Genomic DNA, 14,871 nt, shown 5'->3' with positions numbered 1-14,871 from the left:
GCTCGTTTCAATGAGTTTTTGTATAGTATTTTGTAGTTGCTGGGGGGGGTGGGGGTGCGGGGGTGGTTTTGTGGTCTGTGGGGGGGGGGGTGGGGTTGGTGGGTTATTTTGGCTAAAGCTGTGAGGGGGCGGAAACGGGGGGGGTCGGGCCCCCGCGCGCCCCCTAAGAGGGCGCCGCGGGGGGCGCCCCCCCCCCCCCCCCCACTACCGTGACGATCGTCAGAGGTCGCGGTACTGGGTCTGCGAAGCCAGTACGCGCAGGCCATCGGCATTGCTGGACAGGATGCGCTCTTCGCTGATGCCTTTCTGCCGTTTCAGCTGGAAGCCCTGGGCTGCAGGCAGCTGCGCGGCGATGCTGTCCATGCGCTGCAGGGCATCAGGCCCGCTGCAGTCGAAGTGGCCCCAGTAGGCGCCATCGCGGTGGATCTGCAATCGGTAGTTCATCGCGGTAGCTCCGGCAGGTCCTGCAGCCAATGGTCGAACATCGCGGTGGCGGCCGCGGCCAGTGGCGCGCCATAGCGACGCGCCTGCGTGCGCAGGTCGTTCGGATCGATGCCGGCCTGCGCCAGTTCCAGGGTGTGACCGATCAGCCAGCGCTCGAACTGGCGCGCGTCCAGCTCCGGATGGCATTGCAGTGCCAACGCATGGTTACCGATGGCAAAGGCCTGATGGCGGCAGGCCGGCGTACTGGCCAGGCGGCGTGCACCCGCCGGGAGTTCGAACGCCTCGCCATGCCAATGCAGTACCGGAATGCCCTGCAGGGCCTGCAGTGGCGAGCGCTGGCCGTCATCGGTGAGCAGCAGCGGCGAAAAGCCGATCTCCTTGCCGCCACTGGCGGCGACGTCGGCACCGAGTGCACGCGCCATCAGCTGCGCGCCCAGGCAGATGCCCAGCGTGGGCCGCTGCTGCTGCAGCCGACATTGCAGCAGCGCGATGCTGTCATTGAGGAAGGGATAGAGATCAACGTCGTTGACGCTGACCGGACCGCCCAGCACCACCAGCAGGTCGGCGGCTTCGGCCGGATCGAGGGCGTCGACACCGGCTTGCAGCACCTGCAGCTGCCAGCCCTGTGCCATCAGCAGAGGCTGCAGGGTGCCGAGGTCTTCAAAGGCGACGTGTTGCAGGACGACCGCGTGCTTCATGCCAGGGCTCCATTGCTGGGCCAGTAGAAACTGTCCGGGGTGGCGCGTGCGCCGAAGATGGCCTGCCCGACGCGGACCACGGTGGCACCTTCCTCGATGGCCACTTCGAAGTCACCGGACATGCCCATCGACAGCTGCGACAGGTCGATGCCGGGAGGTGCAGTGCGCTGCAGCTGGTCGCGCAGTTCGCTCAGGCGCACGAAGCAGGCACGCACGCGCTCGACCTCGGGGGTGAAGATGGCCAGCGTCATCAGGCCGCGTACGTGCAGGCGGTCGAACGCTGGAAGCTGCTGCACAAAGGCCTCGACGGCAGCGGGTTCCAGACCGTACTTGCTGGGTTCGGCGGAGGTGTTGACCTGTACGAACACATCGAGCGTGCGGTCTTCCAGCTGCAGGCGCTGCTGCAGCGCTTCGGCCACGCGCAGGCTGTCAAGCGCCTGGAACTCGCTGGCGAAGCGCGCCACGTAGCGCGCCTTGTTGGTCTGCAGATGCCCGATCACCGACCAGTGCACGTCCAGATCGGCCATCGTCTCGGCCTTGCGCTGCGCCTCCTGCACCTTGTTCTCGCCCAGCTCGCGGCAACCGGCGGCCACCGCCATGCGGATGCGGGCGTCATCGACGGTCTTGCTGACCGGCAGCAGGCGCACGCTGGCCGGGTCCCGGCCGACGCGGGCGCAGGCAGCGGCGATGCGTTGGCGCACCGTGACCAGGTTGGCGGCGATCTGTTCAACGGACTGGGCGATGGGCCAGTCGGCGGCGGCAAGGGGCATGCGGGCACCTCCAATGCAGGATGGCCAGGGTGGGATACACTGGCACAGGACAAGAATTATTTTGGCATAGGACAAAATGAAAATCACCGGGCATAGCGCCGAGTCGATCTTCGACAGCATCCGTGATGGCATCGGCAAGGGCCGCCTGCCGGCGGGCAGCGTGCTGCCGCCGGTGCGCGAACTGGCCGATCAGCTGGGGGTCAATCGCAACACCGTGGCTGCTGCCTACAAGCGACTGGATGCGGCCGGCCTGGCCAGTACCGCGGGCCGACGCGGCACGGTGGTGCGTGGCCTGCCGCCGACGCTGGCGCGCGAGGGCAGTACGCCGGGGTTGGCGCTGCAGGACCTGGCCGGTGGCAACCCGGATCCTCGCCTGCTGCCCAGCCTGCGCCTGGCCCCGGCGGCGCCACGGCTGTATGGCGTGGGCACGGTCGACCCGAGGTTGCAGGCGTTGGCACGCGCCTCGCTGGATGCGGATTGCCCCGAGGGGTACGCGCTGGAGCTGACCCATGGCGCGGTCGATGGCATCGAGCGCCTGTTGGCGGCATGGCTGCTGCCGGGGGATCGCATCGCGGTGGAGGATCCATGCTTCCTCGGCAGCCTCAATGTGCTCAATGCCGTGGGCCATGTGCCGTTGCCGGTGACGGTGGATGCGCATGGCATGCAGGTTGAATCGCTGCGACAGGCGCTGGAGGCCGGGGCACGCGCGGTGCTGCTGACCCCGCGTGCGCACAACCCGACCGGGGCCAGCCTGGATGCGAAGCGGGCACGGGCGTTGCGCCAGCTGCTGGCGGCCTACCCGCAGGTGGCGGTGCTGATCGATGACCACTACGCACTGCTCTCGCAGCAGGCCTACCACTCGGTACTGCCGCTGGATGGCCGGCGCTGGGCGCTGCTGCGTTCGCTGTCCAAGCCGCTCGGCCCCGACCTGCGCCTGGCCTGGCTGGCCTGTGATGACGAGACCGCGATGCGGTTGCGGTTGCGGTTGGCGTCCGGCATCGGCTGGGTCAGTCATCTGCTGCAGGATGCCGCCACTTCGGTGCTGGCCTCGGCGCCGCAGCGGGCGAAGATCGTCTCGGCAGGCGAGCGGTACCAGCAGCGCCTGCAGTCGCTACAGGAACTGCTGCGCGCGCGTGGTGTGCCGACGCCGTTGCCGATGGAGGGATTGAACCTGTGGCTGCCGTTGCCGGCCGACAGCCATCCACAGGTACTGGCGCTGGCTGCGCGCGGATGGCATGTGCGTGCTGGCGAAGTGTTTGCGGTGGCTGCACCAGGGCATGGCCTGCGCATCACCTGCGCGGCGCTGGGGGCGGCGCAGCTGCGGCAGCTGGCCGATGACCTGGCGGCGGTGTGTGGGGTATAGCGCCCAGCCATGCTCGACGCTACTTCACCTTTGTAGAGCCGAGCCATGCTCGGCTGCTGTTGCTAGAAGCAGCCGAGCATGGCTCGGCGCTACAGGGGCGAAACAAAGTCGAGCATGGCTCGACGCTAGAAGCAGATCAGGGCGCGGCGTTGGCGTTGGGGCGCACGTAGTAGGACTGGCCACTGTCATCGACGAACATCAGCTCCGGCTTGCCCTGCCAGGAGGTGAGCATGGCGCCGGTATTGTTCTGGTGCTTGACCATCAGGCTGGCGCCACGGTCCGGGTTGGCGACGACCTTGAAGACTTCGGTGGTGCCGGTGGCATCGTCCAGAGTGAGCAGGGCTTCGCCCCCGCGGTCGCTGGTGCCATAACCGCCGCGCTCGGAACCGTCGGGGCCAAGCAGGATCAGGCCGGACAGCGCGGTTGCACGCGGTCCTTGGGTGCGGCCCCTGCTGAGGGGGTCCGGCACCGGCGCACCGAGGATCAGCCGTGGTTGGCCAGTGCCATCGTGGATGACCAGGCCGCGCGCTTCGATGATCCGCTCAGGCGATTGGCTGCGATGCAGGCTCCAGGCGGTCCAGCCGGAAACGAGCAGGGCAAGGGTCGAGACCACCAGGGTGGTCAGCAGCAGCACACGGGGCATCGGGTCGTCCTTCCTTGGATAGGCCGACGATAGCGGATGCCGGCGGGCAAAGGCCAGTTCGTTGTGTGACGATCTGTATCGTCAGTGGAAATCGCGGCTGTGGCTGCGCAGTCCCTGCAGCAGCTCATCCAGGCAGTGCATGCGCTGCACGATGACATGCTGCACGCCATCAACGCGCTCCAGGCGGCCATCGATCTGCATCAGCTGGGTGTCGACCAGCACCCGGTGCTGGCGGTCGGCCAGGTGGCGCCAGACCACGGCGTTGACCATGCCGGTCTCGTCTTCAAGGGTGAGGAAGGTAACGCCACTGGCGGTCTGTGGCCGCTGGCGCATGCGCACCAGTCCGGCGATGCGCACACGGCGGCCGTGGCCGTGCCCGGCCAGCTGTGCGGCATCCAGGCAGCCACGACTGCGCAGCTGCGCGCGCAGGAACGAGATCGGGTGGCGGCCGAGGGTGGTGCCCGTGCTGCGGTAGTCGGCCTGCATGTCCTCCCAGGCGCTGGGCAGTGGCAGGGGCACGCGTGCTTCGGCAGTGGCACGGGCCTGGTCGAACAGCGGCAGCCGGTTCTCTACGCCCGAGATATCCCAGCGTGCACGATGGCGATGGCCGCTGAGCCCGCGCAGTGCCCCGGCATCGGCCAGCAGGCCCTGCTGGCGGCGGTCCAGCGCGGTGCGCTGGCACAGGTCGCCGACGTCGTCGAACGGGCGCCGCGCGCGCTCGCGCATGATGGCCTGCACGGCATCTTCGTTGCAGCCGTCGATCAGGCGCAGGCCCAGACGGATCGCCGCCGGCCCCCTGCTGAAGTCCAGCGTGCAGTCCCAGTCGCTGTGGCGTACGTCCACGGGAAGAACGGTAATGCCATGCCGCCGTGCGTCCTGCAGCAGCTGGTCGGGGCTGTAGAAACCCAGCGGCTGGCTGTTGATCAGGCTGGCAGTGAATGCGGCCGGGTGGTGGCATTTCAGCCAGCAGCTGTTATAGGTCAGCAGGGCGAAGCTGGCGGCGTGGCTTTCCGGGAAGCCGTAATCGCCGAAGCCCTTGATCCGCTCGAACAGGTGCTCGCCGTATTCGCGACTGAAGCCGTTCTCCAGCATGCCGGCCAACAGCTTCTCGCGATGCGGTTCCAGCCCGCCACGACGTTTCCAGGCGGCCATCGAACGGCGCAGGGCATCGGCCTGGCCAGGCGTGTAGCCGGCTGCTTCGACCGCCAGCTGCATCACCTGTTCCTGGAACAATGGCACGCCCAGCGTACGCGCGAACACGCGTTCCAGCTGCGGTGGGTAGAGCGGGTTGTCCGGGTCGTTCAGTGCCTCCGGGCCCTGTTCGCGCAGGATCCGGCGCCGCTCCAGATAGGGGTGCACCATGTCGCCCTGGATCGGGCCGGGGCGCACGATCGCCACTTCGATCACCAGGTCATAGAACGTGCGCGGCTGCATGCGCGGCAGCATCGCCATCTGTGCGCGCGATTCGATCTGGAACACGCCGATGGTATCGGCGGCGCAGATCATGTCGAAGGTTTTCGCATCCTTGGGCGGGATGGCATCCATGCGCCCTTCGTGCAGGCCATGCTGTTTCAGCATCGCCAGGCACTTGCGGATGGCCGTGAGCATGCCCAATGCCAGGCAGTCGACCTTCATCAGGCCGGTGGCATCCAGGTCATCCTTGTCCCACTGGATGACGGTGCGGTCGGCCATCGCCGCGTTCTCCACCGGTACCAGGGTCGACAGTGGATGCTCGGAGATGACGAAACCGCCCGGGTGCTGCGACAGGTGGCGCGGAAAATCGATCAGCTCTGCGGTGAGTGCCAGCAGGCGCCGCATCAACGGCGTGTCCGGATCGAAGCCACGCTCGCGCAGGGTTTCCGGCAGCGGGATGTTGCCGCCCCAGTGGTCCATCGCCGCGCCCAGTTCGTTGACCTGGTCCATCGGCAGGCCCAGTGCGCGGGCCACGTCGCGGATCGCGCTGCGGCCACGGTAGCTGATCGCCACCGCGGTCAGTGCGGCGCGCTCGCGGCCGTAGCGCTTGAACACGTACTGCAGCACCTCCTCGCGACGCTCGTGCTCGAAGTCGATGTCGATATCCGGTGGTTCGTCGCGCTCGGCGGAGATGAAGCGCTCGAACAGCAGGTTGCTGCGTGCCGGGTCGATCTCGGTCACGCCCAGCACGAAGCACACCGCCGAGTTGGCCGCTGAGCCACGGCCCTGGCAGAGGATGTCCTGGCTGCGCGCAAAGCGCACGATGTCCTGCACGGTGAGGAAATACGAGGCGTAGTTCTTCTGCTTGATCAGCGCCAGTTCGTGCTCGATCTGCGTGCGTTGCTTCGCTTCGATGCCGCCTTTCCAGCGCCACCGGATGCCGCGCTCGACCAGCACGCGCAGCCAGCTGTCCGGATCGTGTCCTTCGGGCACCAGCTCGCGCGGATAGGTGTACTGCAGCTGTTCCAGGGTGAAGTGGCAGCGATCGGCGATGCGCAGGGTTTCAGCCAGCAGTTCGGGCGGATACAGCTGGGCCAGCGCGGTACGCGGGCGCAGGTGGCGCTCGCCATTGGGAAACAGGCGCCAGCCGGCCTCGGCCACGCTGCAGCGGTGGCGGATCGCGGTCAGTGTGTCCTGCAGGGCACGGCGACGGCGCACGTGCATGTGCACATCGCCACTGGCGACCAGGGGCAGGCGGTGGCGTTCGCCGAAGGCCTGCAGCTGCTGCAGGCGGCGTGCATCATCGTGTTCGCGGTGCAGTTCCACCGCCAGCCACAGCCGATCATCGAAGCCGGTGCGTAGCAATTCAAGATCGGTGGCGGATGGCTGCCGGTCCAGCCACAGGCACAACAAACCGTCGGGCAGGCCGAGCAGATCGTCGCGCAGGCAGCGGTATTCGCCCTTGGCAGCCCGCCGCCGACAGGTCGTGATCAACTGGCACAGCCCGGCATAGGCGGCCTGGTCGGTGCACAGCAGGGCCAGCTTCGGCCCGTCCTCGACCTGGAATTCGGCGCCGACGATCAGCGCCACGCCATGTGTCTTCGCTGCCTGCCAGGCGCGCACGATGCCGGCCAGCGAGCATTCGTCGGTGATCGCCAACGCGCGGTAGCCCTGGCCAGCGGCGCGCGCGAACAACTCTTCGGCGATCGAAGCACCGCGCTGGAAACTGAAGGCCGACAGGCAGTGCAGTTCGGCGTAGCCGGGCAGTTCGCTGTGCATGGCGGCTCAGCCGAACCAGCCGTGCAGCATCCACGGCGCATGCGGATCGTTGCGCGCGCGGAAGGCCCAGCCGCGCTGGCCATGCGCGGTTTCCACCACGTAGTAGTCGCGGCGCGCGTCAGCCTGGTCCCACCAGCCCGATTCGATCCGCTCCGGCCCGGCGATGATGCGCAGGCGCGGGTCACGCAGCGGCTGTGGAGCGTCCAGCAGCCAACCGGGGCGCAGTGGCCAGTATGCCGGTGGCCTGGCTGCTGGCTGGGTGCCGCTGGCGCGTTCGGGGCGATGGTCGGCCTGCACTGCCAGCGGCTGCACGGCGTCATCGCCGAGCCGCGCGCGCAGGCGCTCACGCAGCTGGTTCCACGGCATCGCCTGCGCCGGACGGGTATCGAACAGGTCACGCGCGGCGGGCACGAACGGCGGCAGCTGTTCGGCCTGCAGGCGCAGTGCGCGGCTGCCGGCCGGCAGGGCGAACGCTTCCATGCGGTTGCGCGCGATCTCGAACAGCAACGCGGGATCGCGTTCGGGCGCCAACAGGCCGATGGTCAGCACGCTGGCCGGCAACAGGTCATGCTCGAAATGCAGGTCGAAGCGCTGCACGCCGCCATCGCGCGAACACAGGAACGCGGCCAGGTCGAGCAGCAGGCGGCGCAGCGGGAACAGCAGGGCCTGGCTGGATTCGATCTCGTATTCGAATTCGATGCGCGCATCGAAACGGTCCGGTGGCTGGTAGTAGCGCAATGGCGCGGTGGGCAGCCCGCGCAATGCATCCAGCTGCTGCAGGACCTCGGGGGCGAAGCGCCGGGCCAGGCTGTCGCGCGGCAGCTTGAGCACCGCGCCCAACGTGCGCAGGCCGGAACGGCCAAGCACCGTCACCGCCTCGCTGGGCAGGCCGCAGCGCGCCAGGGGCAGCTGCGCCAGCGCCGCCGGCAGCTGCTGCGCATCAAGGCCGAGGCCATCGTGGACGTTGGCCAGCACGCGCGCGGCATGTGGGTTAGGCGCGGCCACCAGGCGGTGGCGGAAGCCGAGTTCGTGCAGTTCGTTGCGCAGGCGCTGCTGGATCGTCAGCCAGTCACCGAACAGGGCGCGGCTGGCACCGATTTCCAGCACCAGCGCATGCGGAAAATCGAGGCTGACCTGCGAGCTGTAGGCATAGGCCCAGCTGGCCAGCAGCTGCCGGGTGTGCTGTTCGGCATTGGGGTCGTAGTCGTGCAGGTGCATGTCCTGCACCAGTACCTGTGCAGCCGACAGCAGCATGCCCGGGCGCAGCCCTGCTGCACGTGCCGACGGGCTGACCGCGCGCAGCACGCGACGCTGCGCCGGCCCCTGCAGCAGTACCAATGGCCGCTGTGGGTCGGGCTGCAGGCGCAGCACGCTGTCCAGCGCCAACTGCGGCAACAACAGGCAGGCCCAGTGCATGGCGCGTCCTCAGTGGGCGATGGCCAGCGGCAACGGTTGTGCCGGCGGCAGGCCGCCACGGCACTTCAGCACCCGCACCTGGCCGTGGTCGAGCTGCAGGCGCAGGCTGGCCGGGGAAGGATTGCGCGCGGCCTGCGCCTCGCGGAACACGAAGCCCAGGCACTGGCCGCTGTCGGCGGCCACCTGCAGGCGGCGCAGGGCGCGGTCGTCGGCTTGATGCGGCCAGCACAGTACCGCCGCGCAGGCCGCAGAGCGCAGGCACTGTTCGGCGGCCCACAGTGCCTGCTTCGGCGTGGCCTGGATGACCTGCAGCTGGGCCAGTTCCAGCCCGGCCGCTGCCCAGGCCGGAGCGTGCGGGCGATAGGGCGGAGCGACCAGCACGATCGGGCGGTCGCGCTGGCTCAGCCTGGCCAGTGCCGGCCAGACCAGCGCCAGTTCGCCAACGCCGGGCGCCGCCTGCAGTACCTCGCACAGCCCGCTGGCCGGCCAGCCGCCGCCGGGCAGGCGTGCATCCAGTGCCGGATGGCCGCTGGCCAGATGGTCGCTGGTGGGGCCCTGGCGGGCCGGGCCACGCCACAGCTGGCGCCCGTCCAGCAGCCGGTCGAGGGCGACGACGGCACCCATCAGTCAGCCCTCCAGGGGAGGCGCCGGGCGGGCTGGAAACGGCAGGAACGGGCGGAAACGGCGGGCATGGCGCGAGTATCGACGGGCCGGTATCAGGGGCTGAGACCAGACATGCTACTCGCGTTGTAAGTAGAATTACTAATGAAATCGGAGGGTCCGGTTTCAGGTTGCTGAAGGGGGAAAGCATCCACGCATGGCGTGGATCTACTGGAGAGAGCCCCGGCAAATCCATGCCGCAGCCTGGTAGATCCACGCCATGCGTGGATAGCGGTAAAGCGCGGTGCCGACCAAGGTCGGCACCCACCCGGCATGGCCCGGCGCTACCCGGGGATGCCCCTGGTTACGGGCGCACCGGCAGCGCCACCGGGCGCAGCGGCGCGGCATCGCCACCGCGGATCTTCAGCGGGCCGCCGATGAAGGCGAATTCGTAGACCTTGTCGCGGGCCAGTTCGTCCAGCGCCACCAGCTCGATGATCGGCGCACCCTGCTGTGCCAGCAGGTAGGTGTGCAGCGGCACGTAGTCGTCGGACACCTCCGAAGGGAAGGTCTCGAAGCTGAGGTTGTCGGCACCGACGATCATCGCGCCGCCGTCCTCGACCAGGAAGCGTGCCGCGTCCAGGCCCATGCCCGGCGGGTTGGCCATGTAGGCCCTGGGCTGCTCGAACAGGCGCATGCGGCCGGTGCGGATCAGCACCACGTCGCCCTGCTGCAGTTTCACCTTCTGGCGTGCCAGCGCATCCTTCAGGTCCTGGCGGGTGACGCGGTAGCTGTCCGGCAGCATGTCCACGCCCTTGGCGGCGGCCACGTCGATCAGCACGCCACGCGCTATCAGCGGCGGGAACTTCTCGATGCCGGTGACATTCCAGCCACGGTCGCCGAGGTGCTTGTCGGCCTCGAAGCCGTTCCAGATCTTCCCGTGGATGCCGAAGTGGTTCAGCGCATCGATGTGGGTGCCGGTGTGGCTGTACATCGAGAACGCGGTGCCGGTGTAGCTGCGGGTGAGGTTCATGGTTTCGCCCACGCCCATCGGATCATCCATCACCGTGCCGCGCGGGGTGTGGGTCATCCAGAACTGGTAGTGCGGGTCGCCGGCATCCTGCCAGCTGGGCATGCCGACGTAGTATTCGGTGGCCAGGTCATAGGCCTTGCCGCCGCTGACCCGCGACAGGATCGCGGCGCGCGAGGCTTCGGTGATCAGGTTGAGGCGGCCGATCTCGTCCTTCGGCCCCCAGGGGCTGGTGCCGACCTGCTGGCCGGAGGGAACGCGTTCGTGTGCGGACACGGGGGTGGAAGCGGCGGTGGCGGCCAGCAGCAGGGCCAGCGCGGTGGACAGGGTACGTGGGGTCATGGGGAGTCTCCTTGCAGGGTGGGGGAGGGCGCGGCTCAGGCCGCGACCAGGGGCGCCAGGGCCTGGCGCAATTGCGGCAGCGGCAGGGTCTGCAGGCGCAGGCCGTTGCCGCCGATCACGGTGGGGATGGACCGGATGCCGAGCGCGGCAGCGTCGGCGCGATCGGCCTGCACGCGCTGGCGCACCGCGTCGCTGCGCATGTGGTCAGCGAAGGCGCCACGTGGATGGCCCAGCGATTCGGCAATATCCAGCAGCACTTCGGCATCGCCGATGTTGCGGTGCTGGTGCAGGTGTGCCCATTGCACCGCGTCGAACATCGCGCCATGGGCATCATTGCCACCGATCAGTCCTGCGGCCTGGCAGGCCAGTGCGCCGAGCCAGCCGGAGGGATACTCGAAGTCCTGTGCGCGCATGCCTTCGATATCGATGCGCGCGGTGTCTTCATGCGCGGCGCAGTCGGTCCAGTGGCGCAGGATGATCGCCTTGGCGCGCGCCATCGAGCCGAACACCTCGACCATCTGCGCGCGCGAATCCTGCAGCACGAAGCTGCGGTGGCGCACCTGGATGCCGAGTTCGGCCGATACCTGCTGCAGGCGCGGGGCCAGCACGAAGCACCAGCCGCAGACCACGTCGTGGAAGAAATCGACCACCGGCGCTGCGGTGGCGGGGGAAGGAACGGAAGACATCTGCCTGCCATCGGTGAGAGGGGAGGCGGCAGAGTAGGCAGCGCGGCGTGGCCGAAACAGCACGCTGCGGGCAGCTCAGTTTTCGCTGGCGGTTACGAATCCAGACCGGCGCAGCCGGGCAGCTCGGCGTGCAGGAAGTCGATGAAGGCACGCACCTTGGGCTGCAGATGGCGCGAGGTGGGGTAGACCGCATGCACGAAGCGCGGCGGATAGCGATGGTCGGGCAGCACCTGCTGCAGTTCGCCACGGGCCAGCGCTGGTGCCGCCAGGAACGAGGGCAGGGCGCCGATGCCCATGCCGGCCACCAGCAGGTCACGCAATAGCAGGCTGTTGTTGACGGTCACGCGTGCCGGCAGGGTGATCGTCACCTGCCCATCCGGGCCGAGCAGCGGCCAACTGCCGGGCGAGTCGGACAGGCTGTAGGCCAGCACGCTATGCGCCTGCAGATCGCCTACTGCCTGGGGTGCCGGATGCTGCTGCAGGTAGGACGGCGCCGCGCACAGCACCTGCTGCAGCGAGGCCAGCCGGCGTGCCACCAGTCGTGAGTCATCAAGCTCAGCGCGCAATCGTAGCGACACATCGAAACCCTCGCCGACCGCATCGAGCAGGCGGTCTTCCATCACCAGGTCCAGCGACAGCTGCGGATGCTGCTGCAGGAAGCGGGGCAGTAGCGGCGACAGCGTGCTCAGCGCGAACGACTGCGGCACATTGACGCGCAGGCGCCCGGTCACCTCGCCACGCTGCTCGGCGATGCCACGTTCCAGCGCTTCCAGCTCGTCGAGCAGGCGGCAGCATTCGCGGTAATAGGCGTGGCCGGTTTCGGTCAGGCTCATGCGCCGCGTGGTCCGCTGCAGCAGTACCACGCCCAGATGCGCTTCCAGCGTGCGCAGCTGTTTGCTGAGCCCGGCGGGCGACATGCCCAGGTCTTCGGCGGCACGAGCGAGCCCGCCGCGTTCGACGATGCGGCGGAAGGCACGCATCAGGTTGAAGGAATCCATGCCGGTCCCGGGCGCGATGAGGGCGCCATTGTAGATCCACGCCATGCGTGGATGTGGGAAACGCGGTGCGGCAGGGTTGCGCCGTTTGTTCAAGCCGGCAACCCGCACGTGGCGCCAGCATGCAGGCCCCTCATTTCCCGGGTTGCCCATGAAGCACTGGATCCTGCGCCTGTATGCCCCGTTGTTCCTGCTGGGGTTCGTTGCCACTGCCGTCGTCTGGGTCGGCCACTGCCATGGCGATCCGTTGTGGCTGCTGGCCCTGCTGGCGATCGCCATTGCGGTCTCGTTCGTCGCTGAGCGCGCCTGGCCGTATGACCCTGCGTTCAACCATGACCAGGGCGACCGTGTGCGTGATGCCCTGCACGCGCTGGTCAACGAGAGCCTGAACCTGCTGTCGATCGCCACGGTGCCGCTGCTGGCGGCGATCATTCCGTGGCAGGTCTGGCCGCTGCAGTGGCCGTTCGCGCTGCAGGTACTGGTGGCGATCATCGCTGCCGATCTCGGCATCACCCTGGTGCACTACGCAAGCCATCGCATCGGCTGGTTGTGGCGCCTGCATGCGGTGCATCACAGCGTGACCCGCATGTACGGATTCAACGGGCTGATGAAACACCCACTGCACCAGGCGGCCGAAGCGGTGGGAGGTGTGCTGCCATTGTTGCTGCTGGGCCTACCGATGCCGGTGGCGGCGGTGCTGGCGTTTGCCATCGCCATCCAGCTGCTGCTGCAGCACTCCAACGTGGACATGCGCCCGGGTGTGCTGGGCCGGGTGATGGCGTGGGCACCGCTGCATCGCTTCCATCACATGCGTTACGGCACCGCCGGTGACGTCAACTTCGGCCTGTTCCTGACCGCATGGGATCATCTGCTGGGGACCGCCTTCGATGCGCCCGGTTATCGGCTGCAGCAATGTGATCTCGGCATCGGCAGCCAACCGGACTATCCGCGCGATTACGCGGGGCAGCTGCTGGCGCCGTTTCGTGAACTGCCGCATGGCGAGGTGCCGGAGCTGCCCGAAGGCCTGCGCAGGCGTGGGTGATCGGCCGTGTCAGGTCGCGTGCAACTGCAGGCCCTGCAGCTGTGCGGCACCGATGCCGAACATGCGGCGCAGGCTGCGCGAGAGATGGGCCAGGTCGGCGAAGCCGGCGGCATGCGCGCTGGCGGTCAGGCTGTGCCCCTGCAGGTGGTGCGCGAGCGCGGTACGCAAGCGCTGCCACAGCACCCAGCCGCGCAGGGTCACCGCCAGGTCGGACTGGAAACGCCGGTGCAGCTGGCTGGTTGACAGGTGCGCGGCTTCGGCGATGTCGGCAGCCGGCACCGGGCCGGGCAGGTACTGGGCGATACGGGCCAACGCCGCCTGCACGCGGCGGTCCAGCGGTTGCGGGCGGCTCAGCCGTGGCAACCAATCGCGCAGCTCCAGCGCGTTGCCCGGCAGCGCGTGCAGATGCTGCTGGATCTGGGTGGGATCGGCGTGGGCCGGCTCAAGGAACACCGTGCAGCCTGCTTCCGGTGCCGACAGGATCGCGTGCGGCTGGAACGAAGGCAGCCATAGCCGCTGGCCCTGCTGCTGTACGCCATCGATCTCGACGTGCCAGGGCGTACCGTCGCTCAGCAGCAATTGATGGGCGTAGTGCGCATGCAAAGCGCTGTCACCGGCATGGCCGTGCAGCACGGCGGCGTGCGCATCCAGCAGCAATGTGCCGTTCCAGGGCAGGGCGGGGGAAGACATGACGGGATTGTAGATCCACGCCATGCGTGGATGAATCTCCATCGAAATCGAGTAATTCGACAATGAAACGAAGAGCATCCACGCATGGCGTGGATCTACTGCAGGTCGCGAGAGACTGTCGAAGGCGGGGTGGGTCCGGTTGCGGGGCGTGAGCGCCATGGATGGCGCGACCGAGCTTACATGGACGTACTTGCAGCGCCCCCCGCAGCCGGACCCACCCCGCCATCCCACAGGAAGCCCGCTTTTGCTTCGGCTGTTGCTTCTGAGGTTGCCGGCCAGCGGCCGGCACTACCGCGGGGGCCGGGCGCAGCCCGGCCGTGCGCACCCTCACCGCCCCTGCGGATCCGGCCGGTGATGCACGTACTCGACCACCGTGCCATCGGGATGCACCGCATTGAACGCCGCCCCGGTCGGGACCACCTGCAACGGGAAGATGATCTCGGCGCCGGCGGCGACCAGTTTGTCGTGATAAGGCCGAACGTCATCGACCAGCAGTGTCCCCGTGGTCGAGGTGAACGGCGCCAGCGCCGCCTCGCTGCCCTCGATCAACAGGAACGCACCGACCATGGCCAGGCGCAGCCCGGCCTCCGGAAACGGAAAGCCCGCATCGGCCACCACGCCCTGCAGCTGCTCGTAGAACGCCACGCTGCGTTCCAGCTCACCGGGGGCCACGAACACACGGATCAGCACGCGCGGTGCGCGCTGGCTGGACGTATCGCAGCGGTCGCGCCAGAGATGGTCGAAGTCGCGGTGGACGGTCATGGGATCGGTTCGTGGCCAGGGACCTTCATTATCGGCAGCCTCGCACGGCGCGCTGATGACCGCCGGTGATGGCCTGATAACTGCAGGCTGGGATCGCCCCTGTGACTTAGGTCCTGTTGACAGGTGTGAACGCCCTCGCACAATCTTCACAGGATTGGGTCGCCCTGCGCGGCTCGGGCAGGCAGGTTGTCACGCCGG

General features: G+C 68.2%; 14 protein-coding genes. 2 read left to right on the top strand and 12 right to left on the bottom strand.

Going from position 1 to position 14,871, the window contains the following annotated elements; genetic code table 11:
- Positions 1–219: 219 nt before the first annotated feature.
- Genes WDC87_RS11310 through WDC87_RS11300 form a run of 3 tightly spaced genes read right to left on the bottom strand, consistent with a single transcriptional unit; the run spans position 220 to position 1,912 of the window.
- On the bottom strand, positions 220–444 hold the full coding sequence (locus WDC87_RS11310) for a hypothetical protein (protein ID WP_088497903.1): 225 nt from the start codon (positions 442–444) through the stop codon (positions 220–222).
- Positions 441–1,142 (bottom strand): glutamine amidotransferase, encoded by a 702-nt coding sequence (locus WDC87_RS11305; RefSeq protein WP_072167454.1) that lies wholly within the window; start codon positions 1,140–1,142, stop codon positions 441–443. The genes WDC87_RS11310 and WDC87_RS11305 overlap by 4 nt, the downstream gene beginning before the upstream one ends.
- On the bottom strand, positions 1,139–1,912 hold the full coding sequence (locus WDC87_RS11300; protein WP_111201497.1) for a YggS family pyridoxal phosphate-dependent enzyme: 774 nt from the start codon (positions 1,910–1,912) through the stop codon (positions 1,139–1,141). The genes WDC87_RS11305 and WDC87_RS11300 overlap by 4 nt, the downstream gene beginning before the upstream one ends.
- A 76-nt stretch (positions 1,913–1,988) precedes the next feature.
- Here WDC87_RS11300 and ptsJ point away from each other — a divergent pair, with 76 nt between their 5' ends.
- A complete protein-coding gene (gene ptsJ, locus WDC87_RS11295; protein WP_227837757.1) occupies positions 1,989–3,275 on the top strand; it encodes a transcriptional regulator PtsJ in 1,287 nt (428 codons plus the stop codon).
- 136 nt (positions 3,276–3,411) lie between these two features.
- Here the strand turns inward: ptsJ and WDC87_RS11290 are convergent, their stop codons facing one another.
- From WDC87_RS11290 to WDC87_RS11260, 7 genes are all read right to left on the bottom strand, one after another.
- Complete coding sequence (locus WDC87_RS11290; RefSeq protein WP_005417089.1) at positions 3,412–3,918, bottom strand: hypothetical protein; 507 nt, start codon at positions 3,916–3,918, stop codon at positions 3,412–3,414.
- Positions 3,919–3,999: 81 nt separating this feature from the next.
- Entirely contained in the window at positions 4,000–7,110 is a 3,111-nt protein-coding gene (locus WDC87_RS11285; protein ID WP_252744502.1) for an error-prone DNA polymerase, read from the bottom strand.
- 6 nt (positions 7,111–7,116) lie between these two features.
- A complete protein-coding gene (locus tag WDC87_RS11280) occupies positions 7,117–8,526 on the bottom strand; it encodes a DNA polymerase Y family protein (RefSeq protein WP_088497899.1) in 1,410 nt (469 codons plus the stop codon).
- 9 nt (positions 8,527–8,535) lie between these two features.
- Positions 8,536–9,150 (bottom strand): translesion DNA synthesis-associated protein ImuA, encoded by a 615-nt coding sequence (imuA, locus tag WDC87_RS11275; RefSeq protein ID WP_252744501.1) that lies wholly within the window; start codon positions 9,148–9,150, stop codon positions 8,536–8,538.
- 340 nt (positions 9,151–9,490) lie between these two features.
- A complete protein-coding gene (locus WDC87_RS11270; protein WP_072167459.1) occupies positions 9,491–10,498 on the bottom strand; it encodes a cyclase family protein in 1,008 nt (335 codons plus the stop codon).
- 35 nt (positions 10,499–10,533) lie between these two features.
- The gene (locus WDC87_RS11265; RefSeq protein WP_061479094.1) at positions 10,534–11,184 is read right to left on the bottom strand and encodes a DsbA family protein; all 651 of its coding nucleotides are present in this window, start codon (positions 11,182–11,184) and stop codon (positions 10,534–10,536) included.
- A 92-nt stretch (positions 11,185–11,276) separates the two neighbouring features.
- Positions 11,277–12,227 (bottom strand): LysR family transcriptional regulator, encoded by a 951-nt coding sequence (locus tag WDC87_RS11260; protein ID WP_172412164.1) that lies wholly within the window; start codon positions 12,225–12,227, stop codon positions 11,277–11,279.
- A 103-nt stretch (positions 12,228–12,330) separates the two neighbouring features.
- Here WDC87_RS11260 and WDC87_RS11255 point away from each other — a divergent pair, with 103 nt between their 5' ends.
- Positions 12,331–13,221 carry a sterol desaturase family protein gene (locus tag WDC87_RS11255; protein ID WP_088497897.1) on the top strand — a complete coding sequence of 297 codons (891 nt, stop codon included), beginning with the start codon at positions 12,331–12,333 and terminating at the stop codon, positions 13,219–13,221.
- 9 nt (positions 13,222–13,230) lie between these two features.
- Here WDC87_RS11255 and WDC87_RS11250 read toward each other — a convergent pair whose 3' ends face one another.
- Both WDC87_RS11250 and WDC87_RS11245 read right to left on the bottom strand, forming a co-directional pair.
- Positions 13,231–13,935, bottom strand: a complete 705-nt coding sequence (locus WDC87_RS11250) for a helix-turn-helix transcriptional regulator (RefSeq protein WP_072167461.1) — start codon at positions 13,933–13,935, stop codon at positions 13,231–13,233.
- Positions 13,936–14,238: 303 nt separating this feature from the next.
- Entirely contained in the window at positions 14,239–14,673 is a 435-nt protein-coding gene (locus WDC87_RS11245) for a glyoxalase/bleomycin resistance/dioxygenase family protein (protein WP_049429041.1), read from the bottom strand.
- Between the last annotated feature and the right edge of the window lie 198 nt (positions 14,674–14,871).

Origin of the sequence: Stenotrophomonas maltophilia group sp. Smal12 (assembly GCF_037079935.1) — a bacterium.
In the GTDB taxonomy this organism is placed as follows: domain Bacteria; phylum Pseudomonadota; class Gammaproteobacteria; order Xanthomonadales; family Xanthomonadaceae; genus Stenotrophomonas; species Stenotrophomonas sepilia.
This window is presented reverse-complemented; position numbering and strand designations above follow the sequence as displayed.

Coding starts and splice junctions, on each gene's coding strand:
- WDC87_RS11270 (WP_072167459.1), bottom strand. CDS start 10,498: ATGACCCCACGTACCCTGTCCACCGCGCTGGCCCTGCTGCTGGCCGCC.
- WDC87_RS11300 (WP_111201497.1), bottom strand. CDS start 1,912: ATGCCCCTTGCCGCCGCCGACTGGCCCATCGCCCAGTCCGTTGAACAG.
- ptsJ (WP_227837757.1), top strand. CDS start 1,989: ATGAAAATCACCGGGCATAGCGCCGAGTCGATCTTCGACAGCATCCGT.
- WDC87_RS11285 (WP_252744502.1), bottom strand. CDS start 7,110: ATGCACAGCGAACTGCCCGGCTACGCCGAACTGCACTGCCTGTCGGCC.
- imuA (WP_252744501.1), bottom strand. CDS start 9,150: ATGGGTGCCGTCGTCGCCCTCGACCGGCTGCTGGACGGGCGCCAGCTG.
- WDC87_RS11245 (WP_049429041.1), bottom strand. CDS start 14,673: ATGACCGTCCACCGCGACTTCGACCATCTCTGGCGCGACCGCTGCGAT.
- WDC87_RS11250 (WP_072167461.1), bottom strand. CDS start 13,935: ATGGCGTGGATCTACAATCCCGTCATGTCTTCCCCCGCCCTGCCCTGG.
- WDC87_RS11265 (WP_061479094.1), bottom strand. CDS start 11,184: ATGTCTTCCGTTCCTTCCCCCGCCACCGCAGCGCCGGTGGTCGATTTC.
- WDC87_RS11260 (WP_172412164.1), bottom strand. CDS start 12,227: ATGGCGTGGATCTACAATGGCGCCCTCATCGCGCCCGGGACCGGCATG.
- WDC87_RS11255 (WP_088497897.1), top strand. CDS start 12,331: ATGAAGCACTGGATCCTGCGCCTGTATGCCCCGTTGTTCCTGCTGGGG.
- WDC87_RS11280 (WP_088497899.1), bottom strand. CDS start 8,526: ATGCACTGGGCCTGCCTGTTGTTGCCGCAGTTGGCGCTGGACAGCGTG.
- WDC87_RS11290 (WP_005417089.1), bottom strand. CDS start 3,918: ATGCCCCGTGTGCTGCTGCTGACCACCCTGGTGGTCTCGACCCTTGCC.
- WDC87_RS11310 (WP_088497903.1), bottom strand. CDS start 444: ATGAACTACCGATTGCAGATCCACCGCGATGGCGCCTACTGGGGCCAC.
- WDC87_RS11305 (WP_072167454.1), bottom strand. CDS start 1,142: ATGAAGCACGCGGTCGTCCTGCAACACGTCGCCTTTGAAGACCTCGGC.